The sequence below is a fragment of the Burkholderia perseverans genome (genome assembly GCF_022870505.1).
GTDB classification, from domain to species: domain Bacteria; phylum Pseudomonadota; class Gammaproteobacteria; order Burkholderiales; family Burkholderiaceae; genus Burkholderia; species Burkholderia plantarii.
This window is the reverse complement of sequence record NZ_CP045094.1, coordinates 2,301,773-2,327,732: the sequence shown is the minus strand read 5'-3', so window position 1 is coordinate 2,327,732 and position 25,960 is coordinate 2,301,773. Positions and strand designations below refer to the sequence as shown.

Genomic DNA, 25,960 nt, shown 5'->3' with positions numbered 1-25,960 from the left:
ACTAAATTTTTGCGGTTTTGATGTCATGATAAGTAATTGTTTGTAATGATATGTGCTTGGAAGTCTTGTTATTTTGGTGAATGAGTGGAATGCCTAATTTTAAGAAGGGGTGATTTTGCCAAATGTATGAATAAGTTTCTGTGAGAATTTTAAGGGTTTGCTCAGATTTGTTTGGGGTGTATTTTTATTTAATTTGGTGTTTTGTTAAGTGTCTGGGTGTGGTTTGGATTGATGTTGCGTGTCGGGGGATAAATGCCAATTCGAAAATATGAGAGTGGTAAAGGGGTAAAGTTTGTTGTTTTTTTGTTTTTGATTTCTGGGTGGTTTTCTCAGTATCATCCTGTTTTATTTATTTTTTGTGTGTTGTTTTTTTTGGGATTCGCGATTGTATTTTTTTATTGTCTTGTGTTTCGCCGAGGGTTAATCAAGAGAGGGTGGTGGTGGGTAATGTCGATGGTTTCTATGTTGGTGTGGATGATTCTGATATCGCTGAATAGAAACGATGGGATATTTGATTACCTGGAAGTGCGAAGTGAAATGGCTGAATTTCAGGTGTGTAAAGATGACGGTGTGTCGATTTCGAGCGGTGGGAAATTTTCGATTTGCAAAACTGAGGAATATTGGTGGCGTTCTGGATTTGTACGGTCGATTATCTATGATTCAAGTGGGCAAATTTTGTATTTGAATAAGCGGCAAACTTCGGATTGGAGTGCTGCTACTCTCAAGCTGGGCAACGGATTGGCCAAAGGGGTTGCACCTGATCGAGGGGGATTGTTCGGTATTAGTCCATATGATGCTAGGCATTTGTATGGTAATTACTACATTGTTGATTTCTACAATCCTTCTTAATTTTTGCGGTGAATTTGATAATGAATTCGATTTTTTACGTAAAAAATAATCGCGGTGAAATGGTCGCGGCCCGATTTGTGTCATATAACGGTTCATATGTCAATGACCAAAATTCATTTGTTGCAATAAATACCAAAATATACGATGTGAATGGGAATTTAATAGAAAATGCAAATCCAAATGGATATTTGATTGCTCCGGCTGGCTATAGCATAGATGCGGCACTTTCTGCTGCAAATCAATTGAGTTCGGTTTTTTCGCAAAACACAACATCGCCCATTGAACAGGTAATTGGTATGATGGTGGGCATGTTCATGCCCAATGGTACTCAGGACCAACAGCGAACTTATCCGGAGAGCGACGGCGTGAATCCGGGCGATTTCGTAAGTGCGTTTACTGATGTTGCTTCATTCAATTTTGGATTGATATCTGAATACTCTGGTGTTGGTGAGCGCGCTGCAGTAGTTGGCGGGGGGGCGTTGAATTTACTGCATTGGTTTCTTAATAATGGATATAATTTTTTTGCCCAGCCTTTCACTGACTATAGACGAGGTAGTATCGACATCAGCGGATTATTTGCAAATAATCCACTGAATGTGAATTCGATTTATGCTGGATCTGGTTTGGCCGACCAAATTCTAAAAACTCAACCAAGTGCCGGCGCAACGCCAGGCTCCATACTGGGACTGGTTGTAATTGACAATAGTGCCACTGATCCCGCCTATGGCAATTCAAGTGCAGCGGCCGCGGAGCAATTGGCCGAAGCTGTATACCCAGTGCCAGAAGGAGAATTTCCGGGCGGACCATTGGATTCAGCCTCGGCTCTTCGGTCTCAGCTTCAAAATGTTTTGGGTCAGCAGCTAAGTGGTTTAAATGGTACTATAAAAATATATAAAAATGATGATGGGTCGTTAACTTTGACTGGCGATGCGGGAGAAATTATTTTTATAAAAAATAATTTCTCTGGGGAGCGACTTATTCCTACGGGTGGGGCTGGTGGTTATTCAATAGATAATTTTGATCAAAATGGTAATGTTGTTAACTCTCAAGTTAATAGCTTGTCTATCAACTCTGATGGATCTGCATCGATTAACTTCGTGAGTTCCTCCGGGCAGCCACTTGCTCAATACAACTTTGACACATCTGGTAAAATTGACTCGTCAAGCTATGTCGATGCGTCTGGGAATCTCGTTCCCACGATTTCATATGCTCATAATCCTGATGGAGGTTATTCTGCCACTTTTGCTGACGGCTCTAGCATTACTGTCTCCGGTAATGGCGAGGCTCAGTTGCAGAGTGGCAGTGATGTTGCCGGTCTTTCTGAAGCGTTTGCGATTGCCGCCGGAGGCAACTCCGGTTCGCTGTTGATTGGCGGTCAGTCGGTTTTGAGCTTCAGCTCGATCTCCGGGATCGACGTCAATGCGGGCGGCATCACGATCAGTTCCACCGATGCCCAATCGGGAGCGAACGGCACGTTCTCGCTCGACAGCAATGGCGCTTCATTCAGCGAACAGAATGCCGACGGCTCCATCTCGGCTTCGTGGTCAGGACAATCCTTTGGTTCGCTGACGTTGTCCAGCTGGACACAGAACGGCGTGACCTATAGCAATGGCGACGTCATTTCGTCCGCGATCGCCGCGATCAACACGAACGCCGCACAACAGACCGCATCGGGAGAGACGGCGATCTCCGCGGCTTACGGCAATGATCTTGGCCTGATCGCTACCAATAACGCATCCGGGCTGGCCTCCGATATCTCCGTGCTGGTGGGGCTGGATGGTGCGCTGACGGACGACGTTTCCGCGCTGAGCTATCTCAGCGAGCGTATCGCCAACGGCTATGTTTCCGACAAGTACGTTGCGGATTTCATTGGCCCCGCGCCTGGCTCCACGTTTTCGCTCGACTCGGTTCTGGCGCTGAACACGTTCGATGCCGGCCTGGCAGCGGTGCTGTCCCGTATCGCGATCTCCGCCGAATTGCGGAATATCTCCACGCATAACTGGAATATCTCGGTCCAGGTCGAGGGCTTCGGCGACTCCGGTTCGAGTCCTGACTCCGACCCCGACTCCAAGTCCAAATCCGGCTTCAACTTCAATGTTCCGACGCAGACTCCATCTGTTCCCCAGCTGTCGTATCCACTCGTGCTCGATCTGGACGGCAAGGGCATCAACCTCGTCCAGGCATCGCAAAGCAATACGACGTTCGACATCAACGATACCGGCACACGTCAACAGGTAGGCTGGGTTGGCGCGACCAACGGCATCCTGGTCTTCGACCAGAACCACAACGGCACGATCGACAACGCGAGCGAATGGTTCGGCCAGAAGTTCTCGGTCGACGGCACCACGCCCGCTAGCAGTCAGACCGGTTTTCAGGCACTGGCGAAGCTTGCGGCGGCGGGCGCCACAAGCTTCTCGGAAGCCACCTCGCTCGTCGATCCGACCACCGGCAAGACCTATTTCGACGAAGTTCAGGTGTGGGTCGACAGCAACCAGAATGGCGTGACCGATGCAGGCGAACTTCATTCGCTATCCGATCTGGGCATCACGTCGATCAGCCTGCAGCCGACCCAGGTCGACCAGTACGTCGGCACCAATTCGGTGGCCAGCACGGCTTCGTACACGCTCGCCGATGGCACCACGCGCACCATCGACGACGTCGGCCTGGCTACGACCAGCGCCGGCACAAGCGGTGGTTCGGTTGCGATGTCCGCCGCTGGCGCGCTGTCGGTGGCCGCCTTCGTGAGCAAGGGTTATGCGGCGACGGGCGCGGGGCAGGCCAGCGCCATCGCAAGCGGACTGCAGGGCGTTTCCGTCGGCTTCTCCAGTCAGATCGCCGCCATTCAGCGTTGGTACAACACGAACCGGATCATGGGCGCGGGCAACGGCTCGACTATCGGCCCGACCGCCGGCGTTCCGGACGAAATCTCGGCCTATGGGTCGAGCCCGGTCGCCGGCGCGGTGCCGTGGTCGGGCGGCGGCTACGTCACGCACAGCACGGCGCCGACCGACACGGTCAACGTCCTGAACGGCATCACGGCACTGGCGCCGGTGGCGATCAATACCGCCAACGCCGTTGCGAGCGGTGCCAGCTCGATCATGTCGGCCCAGGTGGCTGCCGAGCACGCAGACATCACCGGCACGGCCAGCGACGTCAGTGCGGCGCAGGCGGCTGCCCAAAGCGCGAACACGGCATGGGGCACGGCCATCGCGGACTATCTGAACGCGTCGGCCCAGGTCGACGTGATGTCCCAGGAACTCTCGAACGTGACGAGCGAGCTCACGGCCCTGGTGCCGGTGAACTACGAAGCGACGGGTAACCTGGCGAACGGCTACAGCTACTTCTCCTCTGGCGACGCGCAATTCGCGTCCGACACGTTCGCCGGCTTCGTCGCGGGGCAAAGCAGCTTCGCGGCATTGAAGGACGGCCTGGACCGCACGCTGGGCGCGATCGCGCAGACGGGGGACTTCGAGCAGATCTTCGTCGGCAAGTCGAACGCCACGACCACGCTAGGGGCCGGTCAGGATGCGTTCCTCGCGGCCGGCGGCAACGAGATCGTCGTCGATGGCGCGGGGCAGGACACGATCCTGCTCAATCCCGATTCGGGCAATCTCACGGTCTGGGGTTTCAAGACCGGGATGAACGGCGACCAGCTGCAGTTCCTGGACGTCGGATCGAGCATCACGCTGTCGAGCGACGGCGGCACCGGCACCTACATCCGTTACGGCAACAATCAATCGGTCGATCTGGTGGGCGTAGATGCAAGTTCGCTCGATCTGTTCAACAACATCACCGGCGTGAGCACGGTGTCGTATGCCGGGATGGCGCAGGCCGGCACGCGCAATACGGCCGGCACGCGCGTCTACGACGGACAGGTTCATGTCACCGGCGTGATCGCATCGAATGCGGGCGATACGTTGAGCGGCGATTCGGCGGCCACGACGCTGACGGGCGGCGCGGGCAACGATACGTTCAAGGTGGAAGGCAACGGCTACGTCGTCAATGGCGCCGGCGGCACGAACACGGTGTCATACGGCGATGTTCCGTTCGGCGTGTCGGTCAACCTCCAGTCCGGCACCGACAATCTCGGCACGACGCTGTTCGCGATCCAGAACGTCGACGGCACGAGCTACGACGACACCATCACCGGCGACACCAACAACAACGTCCTCGACGGCAAGGGCGGTAACGACACGCTGATCGGCGGCGGCGGCAACGACACCTATGTGTTCGACGCAGGCTACGGCAGCGTGACGATCGAGAACGGCCTCGCTCCGAACGGCATCCCGAGCAGCGAATTGCTGTTTGGCGCCGGCATCGACGCGAACGACCTCTGGTTCACCCGTTCCGGTAGCGACCTGCTGATCCGGATGCTCGGCACGGACAACCAGGTGACGGTCAAGGGCTGGTTCTCGAGCGCGTGGCAGCAGCTGGCCTCGATCTCGCTCTCGGACGGCCTGCAGGTTTCCGCGCAGACGGTCGCGACGATCGTGAAGCTGCAGTCGCTCTATGCCGCCACCGACCCGGGCTTCGATCCGGCCACGGCCCAGGCGATGCCGGGCGGCATCGATCTGAGCGGTTATTTCGTACCTCTCTCGAATCCGACCACGGTCCCGACCGCGACCAACGTTGCGCTCGCAACCGAACATCTGTACACGAGCGGAGTCGCGGCGCAGGGCGCGAACCTGGCCGGCTCGGCGGCAACCCAGATCAACAATCCGGTCGGCAGCGCCTGGAGCGCGAACGTCTACGCGGACAACCTCGCCTACGGTTCGAAGGCGTTGCCCGCGCCCTACGGAGCCGGGCAGAACTACGCGTACCAGTACACCATCACGGGTTCGTCGCAACTGTATGTGGCGCTGAGCACGCAGCCGTGGGGGCAGTACGCACCCGGTACGAATTTCAGTACCACGCCGCAAGGTGTCACGGCCTATCAGCAGATCTATGCGCTGACGCCATCGACCTTCTACGTCAAGGCCACGACTTCGGTGTCGCCGTCCAGTTCGAGCAATCCCGATTCGAGTCTGGTGTTCGCCAGCGATCCGAACGTGATGGTCAACGTGATCAATGCGGTCACCGAAGCGGTCGATCTGGCCACGACCGGCGCAACGCTGGCCCAGGCCATATCGACCGCCGACACGGCACGGCAGACGGCGCTTGGCTCGGCGGTCGCCGCCAACTCGGCCGGTGCCGCGTTCGGCTCCCAGCTCGCCGTACAGGCGCGCGCCGATGCCACGACCGCCGAAGCCGATCTGGCCGCGGCGCTCGCGCAATGGGCGCCGGTGCAGAGCAATCTGGTGACGGCGGAGGGCGTGCTCGCGTCGAGCCAGGCCGCGCTCAACGGGATTCTGCCTGCCACGCAGGTCAGCACGCAACAAAGAACCGGCTACGGCCTCTCCGGTCCGAGTACCGTCACGGTCACCTACACCACCACCTACAGCTTCTACACCGCCACCGACCAGGCCGAGTTCAACGCCTTGCAATCGGCCGTGAGCAATGCCCAGAGCGCGGTGGGCGAGGCCGATTTCCTGATGCTCAACACGCTGCAGTCCGCCTTGCAGGATTTCGGCTCCTATGGGCGCGTGCAGGTTGGCGGTACCTCGGCGAGCATCGGTGCCGATGACGGCGGCGACCTGCTGATCGCGGCGGGCGGCGGCTATCACACGGTCACGGGCGGCGCCGGGCGCGACACGTTCGTGTTCGGCGGCTGGAACGACACGTCGTCGGCCACGGTGCAGAACTTCGCGACGGGCACGCAAGGCGATCGCCTGCTGTTGATCCCCGCGCAGAATCGCACCGTCTATCTGACCGACAGCGGCGGCACCACGGACGCCAGCTTCTTCGTGAACGGCGGCGGCGTGGACACGGTCGCGCTGGCCGGCGTCTCGCTCGGTGCGCTGTCGCTCTACGACAACTTCAACGGCGTGGACACGGCAAGCTTCGCGAACGAGTCGCATGGCGTGTCGATCGATCTGGCCACGGTCACGCCGCGTTCGTATGACGGCTCGACGCACATCCGCAATCTCGTCGGCAGCAACTACGGCGATACGCTGACCGGCGACGAACAGGACAACGTCATCACCGGCGGCGCCGGCAACGACGTGCTGTCCGGCGGCGCCGGCAACAACACGCTCGACGGCGGCGGCGGCAACAACACGGTCTCCTACGCCGGCAGCCCGGGCGGCGTGACGGTCGACCTGACGGCCGGCACGGCATCGAACGGCTACGGCGGCACCGATACGCTGAGCCGCATCCAGAACGTGATCGGCTCGGGCGGCAACGACACGATGTTCGGCGACGCTAACAACAACGTGCTCGACGGCAACGGCGGCAACGACGTGCTGGTCGGCGGCGGCGGCAACGATACCTATGTGTTCGACGCCGGCTACGGGCAGGACGTCATCGTCAACGGCGTTGCCGGCAACGCCGGACCGAGCGGACAACTGACGCTCGGCGCGGGGCTGTCGGCGGCCAACCTGCGGTTCGTGCAATCGGGCAACGACCTCGTCATCGAAGTGCTGGGCACCACGGAGCAGGTGACGGTGCAGGGCTGGTTCCAGGCCGGCGCGAGCTACCGTCAGCTGGCGACGATCGCGCTGGCCGACGGCACCACGCTCAGCACGACCGACGTCAACGGTCTGGTGGCAGAGGGCCACGACTGGACGCCGCTGTCCACGCCATCCGCATCGACGTCGCCGACGCTTGCTGGCCGCTACGTGTACGTGCGCAAGAACGATGGCGCGAGCGTGGGCCTCGTGACCTCGGAGATCCAGGTGTGGGGGGCGGACGGTTCGGACCTTGCGCTCGGCAAGGCAGTCACGTCGAGCACGAGCTGGGGCGACAGCACGACGGCGGCGAACGTGGTGAACGGTTCGACGAGCGCGTCGGGCGGCATCTTCGCGAGCGCGAGCGCGGACGGCTGGGTCGAGGTGGATCTGGGCAGCGTGCAGACGATTGCCGGCATCGACGTGTGGGGCCGCGATGATGGCTCCGAGGAAATGAACGGCAACTACACCGTCTACGTGTCGAATCAGGATCTGGCGGGGTTGAACACGGCGCAGATCCAGGCCACGCCGGGTGTCCGGGCGTATCAGGAGAACCAGCAAGGGCCGATGGACGTGAAGGTCGGCGCGTGGCAATCGCCGTCGACGGAGGTGCAGACGACCGGCCGCTATGTGTACGTGCGCAAGAACGACGGCGCGAGCACGGGGCTCGTGACCGCGGAGATCCAGGTGTGGGGCGCCGGTGGCGTGGACCTCGCGCTCGGCAAGACCGTTACCTCCAGCAGCAGTTGGTCGAGCGACACCACGGCGGCGAACGCGATCAACGGCGTGACGAGCGCGTCGGGCGGCCTGTTCGCGAGCGCGAGCGTGGATGGCTGGATCGAGATCGATCTGGGCAGCGTGCAGGCCATCGATGGCGTCGACGTGTGGGGGCGCGACGACGGCGCGTTCGAGATGAACGGCGATTACACCGTCTACGTGTCGAATCAGGATCTGGCCGGGCTCGATGCGAGCCAGATCCAGGCATCGGTCCCGAACGTCCAGCGGTTCCAGCAGAACGACCAGGGGCCGACCGACGTGGCCGTATCGTCGTGGCAAGCGCCGACGGGGCTGGCCGCCACGGCTGGTCGCTACGTGTACGTGCGCAAGAACGACGGCGCGAGCACGGGCCTCGTGACTTCGGAGATCCAGGTGTGGGGCGCGGATGGTTCGGATCTCGCGCTTGGCAAGACGGTTACGTCGAGCACGAGCTGGGGCGACAGCACGACGGCGGCGAACGCGGTGAACGGCTCGACGAGCGCGTCGGGCGGCATCTTTGCGAGCGCGAGCGTGGACGGCTGGATCGAAGTGGATCTGGGCAGCGTGCAGACGATCGACGGCGTCGACGTGTGGGGCCGCGACGACGGTTCGCTGGACATGAACGGCAATTACACGGTCTATGTCTCGAACCAGGATCTGGCGGGGCTGAGTGCCGCTCAGGCGCAGGCCACGGCGGGCGTCAAGCAGTTCCAGCAGAACCAGCAGGGGGCGCTGGATACGGCGGCGACGTCGTGGCAGACGCCGGCCACGGCCGCCACCACGCTGGGCCGCTACGTGTACGTGCGCAAGAACGACGGCGCGAGCACGGGCCTCGCGACCTCGGAGATCCAGGTGTGGGGCACGGACGGTTCGGACCTCGCGCTGGGCAAGACGGTCACGTCGAGCACGAGCTGGGGCGACAGCACGACGGCGGCGAACGTGGTGAACGGCTCGACGAGCGCGTCGGGCGGCATCTTCGCGAGCGCGAGCGTGGATGGCTGGGTCGAGATCGATCTGGGCAGCGCGCAGACGATCGCGGGCATCGACGTGTGGGGCCGCGATGACGGCGCGCTGGACATGAACGGCGACTACACGGTGTTCGTCTCGAACCAGGACATGGCCGGGCTCGATGCCAATCAGATCCAGTCGATCTCGGGCGCGAAGGCGTTCCAGCAGAACCAGCAGGGGCCGCTGGACGTGTCGGTGACGTCGTGGCAGCCAGCGGCGGGCAGCCTGGTGCAGGCGATGGCGGCGTTTTCCTCGTCGTCGGCCGGGGCGACGGATACGACGTTCGTGCCGCAGACGACGCAATCCTCGATGCTGGCCGCCAGCATGCAATGACGGTCGGGTAGCGGAACACCCCGCCCGCGAGCTGTCTCGCGGGCGGTTTTATCTTGGCGAGGACACGCTTCAAGTATTCCAGCAATTTGCCGTTATCCTTGCCGTGCGAGTTTCACACGGGCCATGTTCCTGTGTGGCATGCGGTCGACCGATTCAAGATCCTGTTGACGGTCGATGCATGACGGGGCCACGCGCGGCACGGCGAAACTTCCTGCGGCAGAGAGACGAGGGCGCCGAACGAGTAGCGATCGGGCAATGCCCGATGCCGGCCCACCGGCCGTGTCGGGAGCGACACTTTTACGAGAGCGGGTTTTAAAAACGAAACGGCTGGGGAGCGCGGACACGCTTCGGAAACCGGCCTGGCCACGGATTCGACCTATGACAATGCCATCCACGATGGTCGCCGCGCCGCGCATCCGGCAGACATTCTCTTTCGCGATTCCACCCAACTGTCCGGCGGGCATGTCATACCCACTCATCCGAGCGATCCGGCATCAATGAACGACAACGGCACCCTCCAACGCGACAGGTCATCCGGCCAACAGCACAGCCAACAACGCCGCAAGCAGCGACCCCTGCCTTCACGCGCTCGCCCTGATCGAGATGATTGCGGAACTAAGAATGCGCCCCATTCCGCAATCTGGCCCACCAGATCGATTGCTTGCATTCTCGCTGGCCAGATGATAGGGCTATGAGCGGCCCGGTGGTAGTCGCATGTTTCAAGCATTCATTGTTTCGAGGGCGATCTCGGCAAACGATCCGGAGGACCGGTTAAGAAAAATTCACTGGACAGGACATGCGCAATCAGTGGTAATACGAGTGCAATGTAGGATTTACTATCGAACATTAATAATCACCAACAAAATCCCAACATATTGCCGTCGATTTCATATCGTCCCGGGGGCGGACGGTGATGCACGATCGACGATCGAGCGGCATCAATCGGCGCTCTGTATTTCCTGCAGGCCGCTATCCCACAGAAAACCAGCCGCAGGAGGACCATTTACTCAACGGTGCGATTCGATGGCGTTCGAGCCCACACTTGCAACCGTCTCGGCGGCATCGGCCCTGACCGCCTAACCGCGCAGATCCGGGTAAGTTGCACGTAGATATATGGAGCGCGACTTTGTTAGTCGCTAGTGTTACCCGAGTCAGCGCGGCATCGACGCCCGTGTCGCCCGTCGCAGGGTGAAAAGAGCGAGCGCATCAGCCGGAATCGCCGGGGCGTTGAACGGGCGTGCGCCCGATTCGCGGCTGGTTCGCGGGAGTCGGCAAATTCCGTGTTCGTTTTGAGCGACGCTGCAATATTCATGTTGCTGTACCGTTCCTGGCCACATGTGTCATCTTCTCTCGATTCGAAGATGAGCCGTGTTAGCCGCTTCAGGAGAACCCCGATTTGATGTCGATGAATGAAGCGCCGGCTCGCCTTGTCGAAATTTGAGGTATATGGCGAGGCACGAAGTTGCCGGTAGAAAGAATGAATAAACGCCAATAAGCCAAATGAAAATTTTTCCACAATGCGAGATGTATGTTGACGGCGAAGAGCTATATAGCGTTCAGGGAGTTTGTCAGACAGCAGCTCCATTCGTAGTCCGTAGCGCAAGTCGTGCTGGCAACATGCCAGACATCCGAAATTCAAGACACAAATTCCGTTCTAGAGCCATCAGCAGTGCCTACTAAGCTGAGATCGAAGTTGCAAAGTCGAAATTTATGAAATTGAAATTATTAAGGCATAGATACTTTATGGGGAAAAAATTTTTTATAGCTATTTTTGGGATTATTTTTTTGATGATTCCCTTAATTGACCGGGCGGATGTTGTTAAGATCAGCAAGCCAGATAGTTTTCGTGATTGCGACGATTGTTCGGAGATGGTGATCATCCCATCCGGGAATTTTATGATGGGGGCATCAGAATCTGAACTTAATGGGCAAAAATACGCCAACTTAAAACGCCAATTTGAGACCCCTGTGCATGAGGTAAGAGTTAAATCATTTTCCATCGGACGTTTTGATGTAACCCGCGCGCAGTTTTCAGTATTTTCAAATGAAACAGGGTTCGATGGGGAAGGATGTACGATCTACAAGAACGGACGATGGAAATTCGACCCCGATGCGGATTGGGAGAGGCCTGGATTTGCCCAAACCGATAGAGATCCTGTCGTGTGTGTTTCGTGGGACGATGCTCAAAGCTACATCGCGTGGTTGAATCGAAAAACTGGAAAAGCAAGCAAACGTCACTATCGATTGCCCACAGAAGAAGAATGGGAGTTTGCAGCCCGTGCAGGCAGCTCCACTCCGATGTATTGGGGTTCCAGCAGGCAAGAGCAATGCAAATATGCGAATGCGCGTGACGCATCCGCTCGTGTATTAGACCCTGATGCAGATACAGTTGCTTGCGATGACGGCTATGTTTGGACTTCGCCTGTCGGATCATTTCTCCCTAATGCATGGGGTTTATACGACATGCTTGGGAATGCGATCCAGTGGGTTAGTAATTGTATGAAAATCGGATACCAAATTCCTTCATCTTCATCGGAGAATTCTCCGGATGTATGTAGAGATAGGGCCCAGCGAGGTGCCAGCTGGGCCTCTGCACCTATAGGAGTGAGATCTGCCAATCGGACCGGAGCCCTTCATGATTCACGGAGTTCTACGGATGGTTTTCGGCTGGCAGCTGGTTCGTGATTTTTATGTTAAGGATAATTGAATGTCCGGAATAATTGTTATCCAAACGGGAGCAAATGCGGCGGCGGCAATTGGTGCCTGGAATAGCCTTGCATTGACGCTAAAAAGTTACGCAGGTGGCGATGCCACTCAAGATGATGTACAACAGGCAGCTACAAGCTCAGCTCGCAGTTCCGGCGCGAGCAGCTCGACACGCTGGACAAGGCCAACCAGCAGCTGGCGCAAAGCCGCAACGACGAAACCAAGGCCGATACGCGGCAGAAGCTGCTGAGCCTGAGCTCGCCGGTGGCGGGCACGGTCCAGCAGCTGAAGGTCCATACGCTGGGCGGGCTTGCCACGGCCGCCTCGCCCGTGATGGAGATCGTGCCGGACGACAGCCTCGAGGTAGAGGCTGACATCGAGAACAAGGACATTGGTTTCGTGAAGGCGGGGCAGGAGGCGGTGGTCAAGGTCGAGGCGTTCCCGTATACGCGCTACGGCTTCCTGCACGGCACGGTGGAGACGGTCTCGAACGACGCCGTGTCCGATCGCCGGCGCGGCCTGACGTTTCCGGTGCGGATCCGGCTGGCGACCAACCGGATCCGCGCCAACGACACCTGGATCAACCTCACGCCCGGCATGTCGGTAACCGCCGAGATCAAGACCGGCAAGCGCAGCGTGGCGCATTACTTCCTCGATCCGGTGATCGAGACTGGCCAGGAGAGCCTGCGTGAACGTTGATTGTCTCAAGCCGCGCGCGCTGCCGCGCGTGGTATGCACCATGCTGCTCGCGGCCGGCCTGCTGTTCGTGGCCGCCCCGAGCCAGGCCTTCGACCCGTTGCGTACCGAATCGATGGTGCCGGCCACGCCGTCCGGCGACCTGCTCGGCGAGGGCGCGGCGGTCTGCAGCTTCGGTGAACTGCCCGAGCCGCTGCGCCTGCAGGACGCCGTCGAGCGCGCGCTCTGCCGTCACCCGAAAACGCGCGAGGCCTGGGCCAACGTGAAGATCCAGGCCGCGGCGGTGGGCCAGGGGCGCGCCGCGTACCTGCCGACGCTGAACGGCAACTGGCAGGGCACGCACAACGTCGCGAACAATCACGTTACCGGCCTGCCGCAGTTCGATTCCGACTACAACAGCCGGATCCAGAACGCCAGCGTGACGCTGAGCTGGGTGCTCTACGATTTCGGCGGGCGCTCGGCCGCGCTGCGCAACGCCACCGAACTGCTGGCGGCGGCCCGCGCCAACCAGCAGGTGGCGCTGCAGACGGTGTTCGCGACGGTCGCCAAGGACTACTACGCCGCACAAGCGGCGCAGGGCGCGCTGGCCGCCGCGCGCGAGGTCGAACAGACCGCGCAGGGCAGCGCCGATGCCGCCACGGCCCGCGTCGATCGCGGCGTCGCGGCGATCAGCGACCAGCTGCAGGCGCAGACCGCGCACGGCGAGGCGCTGGTGAGCCGCACCAAGGCGGAAAGCGACTGGGCCAGCGCGATCGGCACGCTCGCCTCGGACATGGATCTCGACCCGGCGACCCCGCTGGTGCTGCCCGACGTGGCCGACGGCGTGCAGCCCGACCACGAGTTCGGCGACTCGGTGGCGACCCTGATCGAGGACGCGCAGCGCCGCTATCCCGGCATCGCGGCGGCGCAGGCGCAACTGGAGGCCGCGCGCGCCAAGACCGACCAGATCCGCGCCGAGGGCCTGCCGAAGCTGAACCTGGTCGCCCAGTACAACTTCAACAACCAGCCCACCACGCTGCAGCTCGGTTTCCCGGTGTTTCCGGCCACCCACCGCGAGTGGTATCTGGGGTTCCAGCTGACGATCCCGTTCTTCGAGGGCTTCGCGCGCACCTACCAGGTGAGGCAGGCGCAGGCGCAGACCGAACTGCAGGCCGACACGCTGGCCGAGGCGCGCCAGCAGCTCGGGCTCGACGTCTGGAACGGCTATCAGGCGCTGCGCAGCGCCACCTCGAACCTGCGCAACAGCGCCAGCCTGCTCGCGCTCGCGCAGCAGTCCTACGCGGCGGCCGAGCACCGCTACCAGATCGGCGTGGGCAGCATCCTGGAACTGCTCAACACGCAATCGGCGCTCGCCAACGCGAAGAAACAGCGGATCCAGGCGCTCACGGACTGGCGTTCGGCACGGCTGCAACTGGCCTCGAAGCTGGGCCGGCTCGACATGGACAGCCTATCGAGCGCGATGCGCTGAGCGTCGACGGGCGGCGCCCGCCGCCCGTCGATGGTCCCACCTGCGCTAGCCGGCTGTCCTCCGGTGCGAGCCCGAGTCGAGTTGGAGCCCGAGCCCGATTCGCTGCCGATAGCCGCAAAACGCCTCAGCGCCCCCCGTCTCGTGGTGAGCTTCGCCCCCTGCACCCCCCGTTACACCACCCTCGGCGGGCCGGTCCAGCCCCGATTGATCGAATCCCTCAGTTTTTTGATCGAATCCCTCATTTCATCTAAAGATAGTTAAGCACTTGCCGTATACCCGTAGTGCATGGTGCTCAAATATTAGATATTCAGGAAAAAATCGATGAATGGGGTAGGGGTGAAGGCGGCGTTCACGCTGCAGGCGCGCATTGCGCTGACGATGGGTTTTCTCGCCGTGCTGATGGTCGCGATCGGGGTGCTGGGCTTGCTGGGAACGAGCCGGGCGAATCGCGCCAACCAGGACACCTACAAGAACAAGCTGACCGCCGCGACCAACATCGGCAACGCCGAAATCTACATCGCCCGCACGCGCCTCGTGCTCGACCGTCTGGCGCTGCACCCCGAGGACCCGAAGGCGCAGGAGCAGATCGACCGCGCCACCGGCTTCTTCGCGAAGTCCGACGAATGGTGGCAGACCTTCGTCAAGCAGCCGCACGAACCGAACGAGGCCGACCTGATCGGCGACGCCACCGAGCGCCGCAAGGCCATGCGTGACGCGGTGTCGTCGTTCGTCGACGCGATCCGCGCCAGCGACACCGCCAAGGTGGACCGCATCGCGATGACCGAGCTTTCCGCGCTCTACAGCCAGATGAGCGCGGCCAACGACAAGGTCAAGCAGGCGCTCTACACCAACGCGAAGAACAACTACGAAGCGTCCGAATCGAGCTTTCGCGTCTATTTCAGCGTGTCGGTCGTGATGATCGTGATCGGCGTGATCGCCTCGGTGCTCAGCTGGCTGTCGCTGCGCCGCGCGATCATGGCGCCGCTCAACGACGCGCTCTCGCACTTCGAGGCGATCGCCGCGGGCCACCTGAACCGCCGCATCGACGCGCACCGCAACGACGAGATGGGCCTGTTGCTGCGCGGCGTGGCCGAAATGCAGACCAGCCTCGCACGCACCGTGCGCGAGGTGCGTACCAGCACCGAATCGATCGCCACGGCCACCCAGCAGATCGCCTCGGGCACCATGGACCTGTCGGTGCGTACCGAGGAGCAGGCCGCCTCGCTCGAGGAAACCGCGGCGAGCATGAGCGAGCTGACGGCCACCGTGAAGCAGAACGCCGAAAGCGCCCGCACGGCGCGTTCGCTCGCGGACAACGCCTCCAACGTGGCCGCGCGCGGCAATGATGTGGTCGAGCGCGTTATCGGTACCATGGGCGGCATCGATCAAAGCTCGCGCAAGATCTCCGATATCACCGGTATCATCGAGGGCATCGCCTTCCAGACCAACATTCTGGCGCTGAACGCGGCCGTGGAAGCGGCGCGCGCCGGCGAGCAGGGCCGTGGCTTCGCGGTGGTGGCGAGCGAGGTGCGTTCGCTCGCGCAGCGTTCGTCGGTGGCGGCCAAGGAGATCAAGGAGCTGATCTCCGCGTCGGTGCAGACGGTGGCCGAGGGCAGCGAGCTGGTGGCCGACGCGGGCCAGACGATGCAGGAAGTGCTGCGCTCGGTGCGCGACCTGACCACGCTGATGAACGAGATCGCGGCGGCCGCCGAACAGCAGCGCATGGGCATCGAGCAGGTCGACACGGCGGTCAGCCAGATGGACTCGATCACCCAGCAGAACGCGGCGCTCGTCGAGCAGGCCACGGCCGCGGCGCAGGCGCTCAGCGAGCAGTCCACGCGCATGCGCGGCCACGTCGAGACGTTCCAGCTCGCCTGAGCGGCTTGAGCGGGACCCATCGAGCAGTTCCGGGTAGTTCCGGGTATTTCCGGGCAGGCGCCCCCGCCGGGGGCCTGCCGGGTGCAACGGCGGCGTGCCTGCGCGGCACGCCGGCACGCCATTCCAATCCAATCCCCACGACAACTTTCAATCATGACAGAAGCGAAAGATCGCAGCCGGCGGAGCTTTCTCAAGGGCTCCATCGCGATTGCACCGATAGCCGTTGTCGGTATCTCGGGTGCCGTAGCGAACCAGGGCCAGCCGGCCGTCGCGCGCGGCATGCCGCCCGCCGACCAGCCCACCGCCAGCCAGTACACGCCCGGCTATTTCACGCCGGAGGAATGGGCCTTCATCAACGCGGCCTGTGACACGCTGATCCCGAAGGACGACGTCGGGCCCGGCGCGGTGGAGCTCGGCGTGCCGCAATACATCGACCGCCAGATGCTAACGCCCTACGGCGACGCGACGCGCTGGTACATGCAGGGGCCGTTCCTGCCGGCCGGTCCCGAGTTCGGCTACCAGGCCAAGCTCACGCCGAAGGAGCAGTACCGGATCGGCATCCGCGCGATCAACGCCTACACGCGCGCGCATTTCAACGGCAAGGCCTTCGCCGACTTCACGGCCGCGCAGCGCACCGCCTTCTTCAAGGGCATCGAGTCGGGCGAGGTCAAGACCGACGACTTCAACTTCAAGACCTTCCTCGGCCACTTCCTGCTCGTCAACGTGATGGAAGGCTACTTCGGCGACCCGTCCTACGGCGGCAACAAGGACATGGCCGCCTGGAAGATGATCGGCTACCCCGGCGTGCGCGCCGATTACCTGGAGTTCGTGGGTGAGGCCAAGCCTTATCCGTATGGTCCGGTCAGCCTCTACGGCAAGCGAGGATAAGCATGGCAAGCATCAAGAAAAAGCCGGTCGACGCGGTGATCGTCGGCTTCGGCTGGACCGGCGCGATCATGGCGATCGAACTGGCGAACGCAGGGCTCAACGTGGTCGCGCTCGAACGCGGCGACGCACGCGAGACGGTGCCCGATTTCGCGTATCCGCAGATCGTCGACGAGATCAAGTACTCGGCGCGCCAGGCGCTGCTGCAGAACCTCGCGAAGACCACCGTCACGAACCGCCACACCAAGGACCAGACGGCCGTGCCGTACCGCCAGATCGGCTCGTTCAAGCCGGGCGAGGGCGTGGGCGGCGCGGGTTCGCACTGGTCGGGCGTGCAGTCGCGCGTGATGCCCGACGAACTGCGCTACAAGAGCCACATCACCGAGCGCTACGGCGCGAAGTTCATCCCGGAAGGCATGAACCTGCAGGACTGGGGCGTGACCTATGACGAACTGGAGCCGTCGTTCGACCGCTTCGAGCGCGTCTGCGGCACCTCGGGCAAGGGCGGCAACCTGAACGGCAAGCCGCTCGACGGCGGCAACCCGTTCGAAGGCCGCCGTTCGGGCGACTACCCGCTGCCGCCGCTGGCCGACCATCCCACCGGCAAGCTGTTCGCGGCCGCCGCACGCAGGCTCGGCTACAAGCCGTTCGCGCTGCCGGCCGGCAACGCGTCGGGGCCGTACACCAACGAATACGGCTGCCAGCTCGGGCCGTGCAACTTCTGCGGCTTCTGCAGCGACTACGGCTGCCTGAACTACTCGAAGGCCTCGCCGCAGACGGCGATCATCCCGGCGCTGCTGCGCAAGCCGAATTTCGAGCTGCGCGTGAACTCGCACGTCGTCAAGGTCAACACCGACGCGAGCGGCAAGCGCGCGACCGGCGTGACCTACATCGACGCGCAGGGCAACGAGGTCGAGCAGCCGGCCGAGATGGTGGTGCTGGCCGCGTTCCAGCTGCACAACGTCCATCTGATGCTGCTCTCGAAGATCGGCCAGCCGTTCAACCCGGACACCAACGAGGGCGTGGTCGGCCGCAACTTCTGCTACCAGCTGCTCAACAGCGTGAACATGTTCTTCGACAAGGACGTGTACATCAACCAGTTCATGGGCGCGGGCGGCGGCGGCCAGGCGATCGAGGAATTCAACGCCGACAACTTCGACCACTCGCAGCTCGGCTTCATCGGCGGCGGCATCATCTGGGGCCGCCAGACCGGCAACGGCCCGGTGCGCGGCATCCCGCTGCCGAAGGGCACGCCGAAATGGGGCACCGAGTGGAAGCAGGCCGCGAAGGACAACTTCCTCCACACCGGCCGCATCGAGTCGCAGTGCAGCAACATGGCCTACCGCAACTGCTTCCTCGACCTCGATCCGAACTACCGCGACGCCTACGGCTCGCCGCTGCTGCGCCTCACGCTCGACTGGCAGGACAACGACCTGCGCGCCTCGGAATACGTGGCCGGCAAGATGATGGAGATCGGCCACGCGATGAACCCGAAGTCGATCTCGGGACGCATCATCAAGCCGGGCACCCACTGGGACACGCGCGCCTACCAGAGCACGCACATCAGCGGCGGCACGGCGATGGGCGCGGATCCGAAGACGAGCGTGGTCAACAAGTACCTGCAGAGCTGGGACGTGCCCAACCTGTTCGTGCTCGGCGCCAACGTGTTCGCGCACGGCATCGGCTACAACCCGACGGGCCTGGTGGGCGGTCTCGCCTACTGGGCGGCGAGCAACATCCGCTCGCAATACCTGAAGAACCCCGGCGCCGCGATGGTGCAGGTCTGAGGCGGCAACGATCATGCGAAAACTGGTAACTGGAATCGTGGCCGCCGGGGTGGTGGCCGTGGGAGCGTTGTGGGCGTTCGCGTCCGTGACGCCGGATGTCAAGCTCGACGCCTCGGTGGCAAACCGCAAGGGCGATGCCGTGCATGGCGCGTATCTGGCGCGCGCCGGCGACTGCATCGCGTGCCACACGACCAAGGGCGGCACGCCGTTCGCGGGCGGCCTGCCGTTCGCGACGCCGGTGGGCACGATCTATTCGACGAACATCACCGCCGACCGCGAACACGGCATCGGCGGCTACACGTTCGACGAATTCGTGCTCGCGATGCGCGAGGGCGTGGGCAAGGGCGGCAAGCGGCTCTATCCGGCCATGCCGTTCACCTCGTATGCGAAGGTGTCGGACGCGGACCTGCAGGATCTGTACGCGTACCTGACCACGCAGGTGCCGGCCTCGCCGCAGGCGAACCGCGCCTCCGACATCGTGTGGCCGCTCAGCGTGCGCTGGCCGCTCGCCTACTGGAGTCGCGCGTTCCATGACGACACGCGCTTCGTGGCCGATCCGGCCCAAAGTGTGGAGTGGAATCGCGGCGCCTACCTGGTGCAGGGCCTCGCGCACTGCAGCACCTGCCATACGCCGCGTGGCGCGGCGTTCCAGGAGCTCGACGTGAGCGGCAAGAGCGACTTGTACCTGTCCGGTTCGTCGCTCGACCATACCGCGCCGATCAACCTGCGCTCGTCGGCGGGTGGCGGCCTCGAGGCGTGGTCGGTGGACGACGTGGTCGCTTCGCTGAAGACCGGTCGCAATCCGCATTCGGCCGTGTCCGGGCCGATGGGCGAGGTGGTCGAGAACAGCACGCAGTACCTCAGCGATGCCGACCTCAAGGCGATTGCCGTGTACGTGAAGAGCCTTGGCGCGCCGCCGCAGGCACCGAGCTTCCATGCCGACGACGGCACGCTGCAGGACATCCTCGCCGGCAAGGCCACGAGCCGCGGCGCGCAGGTGTATCTCGACAGCTGCTCGGCATGCCACCGCATGAACGGGCGCGGTGCCTCGGGCGTGTTCCCGTCGCTGGTCGACAATCCGGTGGTGGCGCAGGCCAACCCGGATTCGCTGATCGGCGTGATCCTCGCGGGCTCGCGCCTGCCCTCGACGCAGGCGGCGCCGTCGCCGCTCGCGATGCCGCCGTTCGGCTGGCGCTATGACGACGAGGACGTCGCGCAGCTGGCGACGTTCGTGCGCTCGAGCTGGGGCAATCACGGCCCGGCCGTCACGGCGAAGCAGGTCGCCGCCGTGCGCGCGAAGGTGGGGGGCTGAGGGCGGCCGCCCGAGGCTTGATGCCTGAGACCTGACATCGGTGTCGATGCCGATGTCGGTGTCGTGAAGCGGCCCGCGTCCGGCTGGATGCGGGCCGCTTTTTTATCCGTGGTGTGGTGGCATGGTGATCTGGTGGGCGAGCGCGACGGGTGTTGCCGGTGCTTTCGCCGCGTCGCTCCGTATATCTGCCGCGCGATGGCGTGGTGATGTGGCTGGCGATGGCGATGGATGCCACCGGCGATTTCGCGTCACGGTTTCGTTCCTGCCACGTTGCCCGGCCTTGCCGTCGATCGCCATCAAGCGGGGCCGTGGCCGTCGTCAGCCCTGCGGTGGCAAGTCATCGGGCGACTCGATCGCCGCCTGCATGCCGGACAGCTTCAGCGAGGTTTCCTGATATTCGCGCTCCGGATCCGACTCGGCGACGATCCCGCATCCCGCGAACAGCCGGCAGGTGTTCGCCATGATCAGCGCGCAGCGCAAGGCGACGCAGAAGTCGCCGTTGCCGTGCGCGTCGATCCAGCCGAACGGGCTCGCGTACCAGCCGCGATCGAAGCCTTCGTGTTCGCGCAGCCAGGCGAGCGCGGCGGCGCGCGGGTGGCCGGCCACGGCCGGCGTCGGATGCAGCGCGGCCACCAGCGCGAGCGGCGTCGTGCCGGCGCCGAGCGTCGCGCGGATCGGCGTGCTCAGATGCTGCAGGCGCGGCAGCAGCTGCAGCGCCGGCCGGTCCGGCAGCTGCAGGTCGTGCGTATGCGGTTCGAGCGCGGCGACGATCGCCTCGACGACGATCGCATGCTCGAGCCGCTCCTTGCGGTCGGCCATCAGTTCGGCGCCGAGCGCGCGATCGCGGTCCGGGTCGGCATCGCGGCGCGTCGTGCCCGCCAGCGCCTGGGTATGGACGACGCGCTCGTGGACGCGCACGAGCCGCTCCGGCGTCGCGCCGACGAAGCCGCCGCCGCCGCGCCGCACGGCGAACAGCTGCGCATTCGCGTCGCGCCGGCGCAGCCGTGCCAGCAGCGGCGCGATCGCCACCGGCGCCGGATAGCGCCGCAGCACGTCGCGTGCGAGCACCACCTTGCTGAACGCGCCGCGGCCAATCGCGTCGATCGCGTCCCGCACCTTGCGCTTCCAGACGCCGGCGTCGAGCGTCACTGTGTCGAGCGCGCCCGATGCGGCGCCAACGCAAGCCGACGCCGCTACCGGCATTGCGTGATCGAGCCGGTGGATCCACGCCTCGTACCGGCGTGCGACCGCCGCGCCGTCGTCGTCCGGCGCGGCCACATGCTGGCAGACCAGCCAATAGTCGCCGCGCTCGCGCACGATCGACAGCCGCGGCAGCATCATGCTCGCGTCGGCAAAGGCTTGCCAATGCGCCTGCCGCGCGCCCGCCGGATCGAAGCGAAAGCCGCCGACGAGGCGCGGCGGCTGATCGCCGCAAACGATGCCGGTGCGGACCAGTTCCCGCCAGCGCGTGTCGATCTGCGCGAAGCGCGCGTCGCCGTGGCCCGACAGTTCCAGCGCGCAATCCCAGCCGAACAGCGCGAACGACGGCGTGACCGTCTCGTGGAAGGCCCACGGCGTGACGCCGTCGTCCCAGCGCCCGATCAGCGTGGGCAGGTCCAGCGGCTTCAGCGGGAACGACACCGAGGCGAGCACCGACGCGCCGCTCGCCGCGGCATGACGCACGGCGCGCATGAACGCGCCGGCCAGCATGTCGCCGAAGGTGTCGGCGAGCGGGGCGCCGAGTGCCTCGGCCAGTGTCTCGCCCGGCGTGGTAGCGGGCGTGCTCATTCGAGCCCTCGCTGCTGCCGCCAGAAGCGCGTCTGCTGTTCGATATACCAATCAATGATCTGCGCAAACAGCGTTTCGACGAAGCCGCCGTCGAGCCCGGCGCGCTCCGCCCAGACGCGCCGCGCCGGCAGCATCGCCGCGACGCGTTCCGGCGCCGCGATGCTGTCCTGGCTCGGCTTGAAGCGCGAGGCCGTCAGCACGTAGCGCATGCGCTGGCCGAGCGCCGCGATGATGTCGGCGTCGAGGCGGTCGATCGCCTCGCGAACCTCGTCGAGATTCGCGCAGTCGTCCGGCTGTTTCATGGCAACTCCTTGGGAGCGGAAAGGGTGAGATCGATCTGCCGGGTCAGCCAGGCGACCAGGGCCGGATACTGCTGCTTCAGATAGAAGTGACCGCCCTCGAACGCGGCCCACCGCGATGCGCCGCGCGTGACCTGCTGCCAGGCGAGCGCTTCGTGGCGATCGACCTCGGTGTCGTCGAGCGGCAGCACGATGTCGAGCGGCGTGTCCAGCAGGGTGGGCCGCGGGCATCGGTAGGTTTCGATCGCCTGGTAGTCGCGGCGGATCATCGGCAGGTAGACCGCGCGCAGTTCGGCGTCCTCGAACAGCGCCCGGCTGTCCGGCGAGAGCCGCGTGATGTCGGCCAGCAGCGCCTGGTCTGACTGGCGGTGCAGATCGGTGCGGCGCTGCTGGTGCGGCGCCGGGTGGCCGGAGACGAACACGCGTAGCGGCGGGCGGCCGGCGCGTTCGAGCCGCACGGCGACTTCATAGGCGAGCACGGCGCCGAGGCTGTGCCCGAACAGCACGAGCGGCCGGTCGGTGTAATGGCGCAGGGCCTCGGCGACGGGGTCGGCGAGCGCCTCGATCGTCGCGGCGCCCGGTTCGCCGAAGCGATCCTCGCGCCCCGGGTACTGCACGGCGAGCAGGTCGAGCTCCCCGCGCAGATGGCCGCGCCAGTTGCGGAAAAATCCCGCGCTGCCGCCCGCGTGCGGCAGGCCGACGATGCGCGCGCGCGGGCCGGGCGACAGCTGCAGTTCGCGAATCCAGCGTGCGTGCGGCGCCGCGCTCATCGGCCGGCCTCGTCGAGTTCGCGCCGCAGCGCCTCGCGCAGCGATTGCTTGCTGGTCTTGCCGATGCCAGTTTCCGGGAAGCGCGCGACGAATTCGATCCGGTCGGGAACCTTGAACGCGGCCAGGCCGCAGGCGCGCAGATGCTGCTTGAGCTGCATCGAGGTGGGCGCGGGCGGGCGCGCCACCACGAACGCGCAGGTCTGCTCGCCGAGCAGCGCATCGGGCCGCGCGACCACGGCCGCGTCGTGGACCCGAGGATGCGTGAGCAGCAGGTTTTCCAGTTCCTCGGCCGAGACTTTTTCGCCGCCCCGGTTGATCTGATCCTTGTCCCGGCCCTCGACGACCAGATAGCCATCGTCCGTCTGCGATACGAGGTCGCCGCTGCGATAGAAGCCGTCCGCCGTGAACGCCGCCGCATCGTGTTCGGCACGTCGGTAGTAGCCGCGGATCGTGTATGGGCCACGCACCTGCAGCTCGCCGATCTGGCCGGGCGCGACCGGCTTGCCGCGCGCATCGACGATGCGGATTTCATCGGCCTCCGACACCGGGCGCCCCTGCGTGTCGTGGATGCGCTCGGGCGGATCGTCGAGCCGCGTGCAGCAGACGAGCCCTTCCGCCATGCCGAACACCTGCTGCAGCCGGCAGCCGAGCGTGGGCGCGACACGTTCGGCCGCATGCCGCATCAGGCGTGCGCCGCCTACCTGGAGCAGGCACAGGCTCGACAGGTCGGCGTGAAGGCGGTCCTGCGCGTCAAGCCAGACCAGCGCCAGCGGCGGCACCAGCGCCGTATGCGTGACGCGCTCGCGCGCGATCAGCGCGAAGCAGGTGTCGGGGTCGGCGCGCCCGGTTGTCACCACGCATCCGCCGTGCAGCAGCGTGCCGATCACGCCGGGGCAGCAGAGCGTGAAGTTGTGCGCCATCGGCAATACCGCCAGATAGACCGTGTCGGAGTCGACGGCGCTCGCCGCCGAGCAGGCGCGCACGTTGTACAGGTATTCGTCGTGGCGGCGCGGGATCAGCTTGGGCGTGCCGGTCGTGCCGCCCGAGAGCTGGAAGCAGGCGACGTCGCCGGCGCGCGCGTCGCAGGCGTCGCGCGCGGGAGCGTCGTACAACGTATCGAATGCGACGAAGCCGGCCGCCGCACCGCTCATCACCACGTGCTCCAGTGCCGGGCACGTCGCGCGCAGCGCCTCGGCCAGCGGGCGGCAGTCGAAGTTGTCGAGTTGGTCGGCGCCCAGGTACGCGCGTGCGCCGGCGAAGCGGCAAAGTGCCTCGATTTCATGTTGCCGGTGCGCGGGCAGCGCCAGCACCGGCACCACGCCGAGCTGGAACAGCGCGAAGCAGGTCTCGATGAAGCGCAGGCCGTTCGGCAGATGGACGACGACGATGTCGCCGCGCCGCAGGCCGAGCCGGTGCAGGCCGCCGGCGAGACGCCGGACGCGCTCGAGCAGTTCGCGAAAACGATGGCGGCGCGCGTCGCCGTCGACGATCGCGATGGCTTCGGGCGTGCGCCGGGCCTGTTCGCGCAGCGCCTCGAAAAAAGTGATGTCCTGCCAGTAGCCGGCGTCGCGATAGCGCCGAATGAAGGCGGCCGGCCAGTTCGGGCAGCCGGATGGAGAGGCAGCGGACGAAACGATGTCGCAGCGGGAGGGAAGCATGAGTTCGGCCAAGGTTCGACGTTGTTTTCAAATGATAATGAGAGTCATTATTGTTTGTTGGCATGACGCTTTCAACGGACCTTCTTTTGATTCCCCGGCTTTTTCATTTGATCCGGTACCAGGCGCGGCTTCGATCCGTCGTTCGATGCGAATCGGGCGGCGGCCCGCGGCACTTCCTCCGTGGCTTGACGTCCGGCGCTGTCACGCGGCAGTGCTTGGCGCACCGATGACACAACTTTGATGACCTCGATCCCGTTCGTCCCGTCCCGAATCGATCCGGCGCCGTTGCCCGGCAGCCGTCCCGACCTCATGCATGTCGATGCCGGCATGACGCTGCTCAGCGGTACCGTCGCTACCGAGAGCCCCGGCTGGCACGAAGGGCCGCTCGAGCAGGGGCTCAAGCTGGTGCTCGTGCAAAGCGGGCGGCTGTGCTGCCGCGTGCCGGGCCAGCCCGAACATTGCGTGAGCGGGCCGAGCCTGTGCCTCATCGTCAACGACGCCGGGCCCACCACCGAGCAGCTTTATTGCCGCGACGCGCCGCTGCGCTACACGATCGTGCAGTTCGGCATCGAGACGCTCGGGCAGGATGCCGGCCTGCTGCCGGCGCATCCGCGCCCGGCGGCGGGCGGGCCGCGCATGATGAGCTGCCCGGCATCGAAGGCCTTGCAGGCGCTGGCCGTGCAGATCGCGACCTGCCAGTTCGAGGGCGCCGTGCGTGCCTATTACCTGAAGGGCAAGGCGCTCGAGCTGATGGCGCTCGGCGCGCAGCTGATGGCGACGCGGCGCGCGCCGCTGCCGGCCGGCGTGCGGGTCACGTCGTCGGACGTCGAGCGGATTCACGCGGCGAGCGAGATCCTCACGCACGACCTGGAGCGCCCGCCGACGCTCGACGCGCTGGCGACGCGGGTGGGCCTGAATCCGCGCAAGCTGACGGCCGGGTTTCGCAAGGTGTTCGGCACCAGCGTTCACGCCTATCTTCAGGAATGCAGATTGAAGAAGGCGCACGGCATGCTCTGCGACGAAGATTCGAACGTATCGACCGTCGCGTACCGGGTGGGCTACAGCCCGGCGCATTTTTCGGTCGCGTTTCGCAAGCGCTACGGCGTCTCGCCGAGAGAGATCCGCGCGTCGTTGAGCGCGCGTGACGAGCTTGGCGGGGGACGCCCTGGAATCGAAAGCAACACACCGGCAGCCTAAAGCAATCGATGCGGGGCATGAGAGC

The 25,960-nt window shown here is 63.8% G+C and carries 14 protein-coding genes; 10 read left to right on the top strand and 4 right to left on the bottom strand.

Annotated elements, in window-relative coordinates; all coding sequences use genetic code 11:
* Positions 1–252: 252 nt before the first annotated feature.
* The 9 genes from BpN12_RS24880 (at position 253) to BpN12_RS24840 (ending at position 20,223) form a co-directional block, all read left to right on the top strand.
* Positions 253–849: a DUF1129 domain-containing protein gene (locus BpN12_RS24880; protein WP_246794917.1), complete on the top strand. Its 597-nt coding sequence runs from the start codon at positions 253–255 to the stop codon at positions 847–849.
* Positions 850–1,946: 1,097 nt separating this feature from the next.
* Entirely contained in the window at positions 1,947–9,491 is a 7,545-nt protein-coding gene (locus BpN12_RS24875) for a discoidin domain-containing protein (protein ID WP_246794916.1), read from the top strand.
* Between the two features lie 1,710 nt (positions 9,492–11,201).
* Positions 11,202–12,176 (top strand): formylglycine-generating enzyme family protein, encoded by a 975-nt coding sequence (locus BpN12_RS24870; protein WP_246794915.1) that lies wholly within the window; start codon positions 11,202–11,204, stop codon positions 12,174–12,176.
* A gap of 195 nt (positions 12,177–12,371) precedes the next feature.
* Complete coding sequence (locus BpN12_RS24865; RefSeq protein ID WP_342346227.1) at positions 12,372–12,896, top strand: HlyD family type I secretion periplasmic adaptor subunit; 525 nt, start codon at positions 12,372–12,374, stop codon at positions 12,894–12,896.
* Positions 12,886–14,361 carry a TolC family protein gene (locus tag BpN12_RS24860; RefSeq protein WP_246794914.1) on the top strand — a complete coding sequence of 492 codons (1,476 nt, stop codon included), beginning with the start codon at positions 12,886–12,888 and terminating at the stop codon, positions 14,359–14,361. The genes BpN12_RS24865 and BpN12_RS24860 overlap by 11 nt, the downstream gene beginning before the upstream one ends.
* Before the next feature lie 321 nt (positions 14,362–14,682).
* A complete protein-coding gene (locus BpN12_RS24855; RefSeq protein ID WP_280529139.1) occupies positions 14,683–16,239 on the top strand; it encodes a methyl-accepting chemotaxis protein in 1,557 nt (518 codons plus the stop codon).
* Between the two features lie 279 nt (positions 16,240–16,518).
* A complete protein-coding gene (locus BpN12_RS24850) occupies positions 16,519–17,127 on the top strand; it encodes a gluconate 2-dehydrogenase subunit 3 family protein (protein WP_246794913.1) in 609 nt (202 codons plus the stop codon).
* Between the two features lie 2 nt (positions 17,128–17,129).
* Entirely contained in the window at positions 17,130–18,911 is a 1,782-nt protein-coding gene (locus BpN12_RS24845) for a GMC family oxidoreductase (RefSeq protein ID WP_246794912.1), read from the top strand.
* A gap of 13 nt (positions 18,912–18,924) precedes the next feature.
* On the top strand, positions 18,925–20,223 hold the full coding sequence (locus BpN12_RS24840) for a cytochrome c (protein ID WP_246794911.1): 1,299 nt from the start codon (positions 18,925–18,927) through the stop codon (positions 20,221–20,223).
* Between the two features lie 318 nt (positions 20,224–20,541).
* Here the strand turns inward: BpN12_RS24840 and BpN12_RS24835 are convergent, their stop codons facing one another.
* From BpN12_RS24835 to BpN12_RS24820, 4 genes are all read right to left on the bottom strand, one after another.
* On the bottom strand, positions 20,542–21,933 hold the full coding sequence (locus tag BpN12_RS24835; protein ID WP_246797988.1) for an isochorismate synthase: 1,392 nt from the start codon (positions 21,931–21,933) through the stop codon (positions 20,542–20,544).
* A gap of 74 nt (positions 21,934–22,007) precedes the next feature.
* Positions 22,008–22,313 (bottom strand): isochorismate lyase, encoded by a 306-nt coding sequence (locus BpN12_RS24830; RefSeq protein WP_246794910.1) that lies wholly within the window; start codon positions 22,311–22,313, stop codon positions 22,008–22,010.
* Positions 22,310–23,080 (bottom strand): thioesterase II family protein, encoded by a 771-nt coding sequence (locus BpN12_RS24825; RefSeq protein ID WP_246794909.1) that lies wholly within the window; start codon positions 23,078–23,080, stop codon positions 22,310–22,312. Before BpN12_RS24825 ends, BpN12_RS24830 begins: the two co-directional genes overlap by 4 nt.
* On the bottom strand, positions 23,077–24,738 hold the full coding sequence (locus BpN12_RS24820) for a (2,3-dihydroxybenzoyl)adenylate synthase (RefSeq protein WP_246794908.1): 1,662 nt from the start codon (positions 24,736–24,738) through the stop codon (positions 23,077–23,079). The genes BpN12_RS24825 and BpN12_RS24820 overlap by 4 nt, the downstream gene beginning before the upstream one ends.
* A gap of 240 nt (positions 24,739–24,978) precedes the next feature.
* Between BpN12_RS24820 and BpN12_RS24815 the strand changes: the two genes are divergently transcribed.
* Complete coding sequence (locus BpN12_RS24815; RefSeq protein ID WP_246794907.1) at positions 24,979–25,935, top strand: helix-turn-helix domain-containing protein; 957 nt, start codon at positions 24,979–24,981, stop codon at positions 25,933–25,935.
* Positions 25,936–25,960 lie beyond the last annotated feature (25 nt).

Bases quoted from the DNA above. Each gene is read 5' to 3' on its own strand.
- BpN12_RS24880 (WP_246794917.1), top strand. From the start codon at position 253: ATGCCAATTCGAAAATATGAGAGTGGTAAAGGGGTAAAGTTTGTTGTT.
- BpN12_RS24870 (WP_246794915.1), top strand. From the start codon at position 11,202: ATGAAATTGAAATTATTAAGGCATAGATACTTTATGGGGAAAAAATTT.
- BpN12_RS24855 (WP_280529139.1), top strand. From the start codon at position 14,683: ATGAATGGGGTAGGGGTGAAGGCGGCGTTCACGCTGCAGGCGCGCATT.
- BpN12_RS24850 (WP_246794913.1), top strand. From the start codon at position 16,519: ATGCCGCCCGCCGACCAGCCCACCGCCAGCCAGTACACGCCCGGCTAT.
- BpN12_RS24845 (WP_246794912.1), top strand. From the start codon at position 17,130: ATGGCAAGCATCAAGAAAAAGCCGGTCGACGCGGTGATCGTCGGCTTC.
- BpN12_RS24840 (WP_246794911.1), top strand. From the start codon at position 18,925: ATGCGAAAACTGGTAACTGGAATCGTGGCCGCCGGGGTGGTGGCCGTG.
- BpN12_RS24835 (WP_246797988.1), bottom strand. From the start codon at position 21,933: ATGCTGGCCGGCGCGTTCATGCGCGCCGTGCGTCATGCCGCGGCGAGC.
- BpN12_RS24830 (WP_246794910.1), bottom strand. From the start codon at position 22,313: ATGAAACAGCCGGACGACTGCGCGAATCTCGACGAGGTTCGCGAGGCG.
- BpN12_RS24825 (WP_246794909.1), bottom strand. From the start codon at position 23,080: ATGAGCGCGGCGCCGCACGCACGCTGGATTCGCGAACTGCAGCTGTCG.
- BpN12_RS24820 (WP_246794908.1), bottom strand. From the start codon at position 24,738: ATGCTTCCCTCCCGCTGCGACATCGTTTCGTCCGCTGCCTCTCCATCC.
- BpN12_RS24815 (WP_246794907.1), top strand. From the start codon at position 24,979: ATGACCTCGATCCCGTTCGTCCCGTCCCGAATCGATCCGGCGCCGTTG.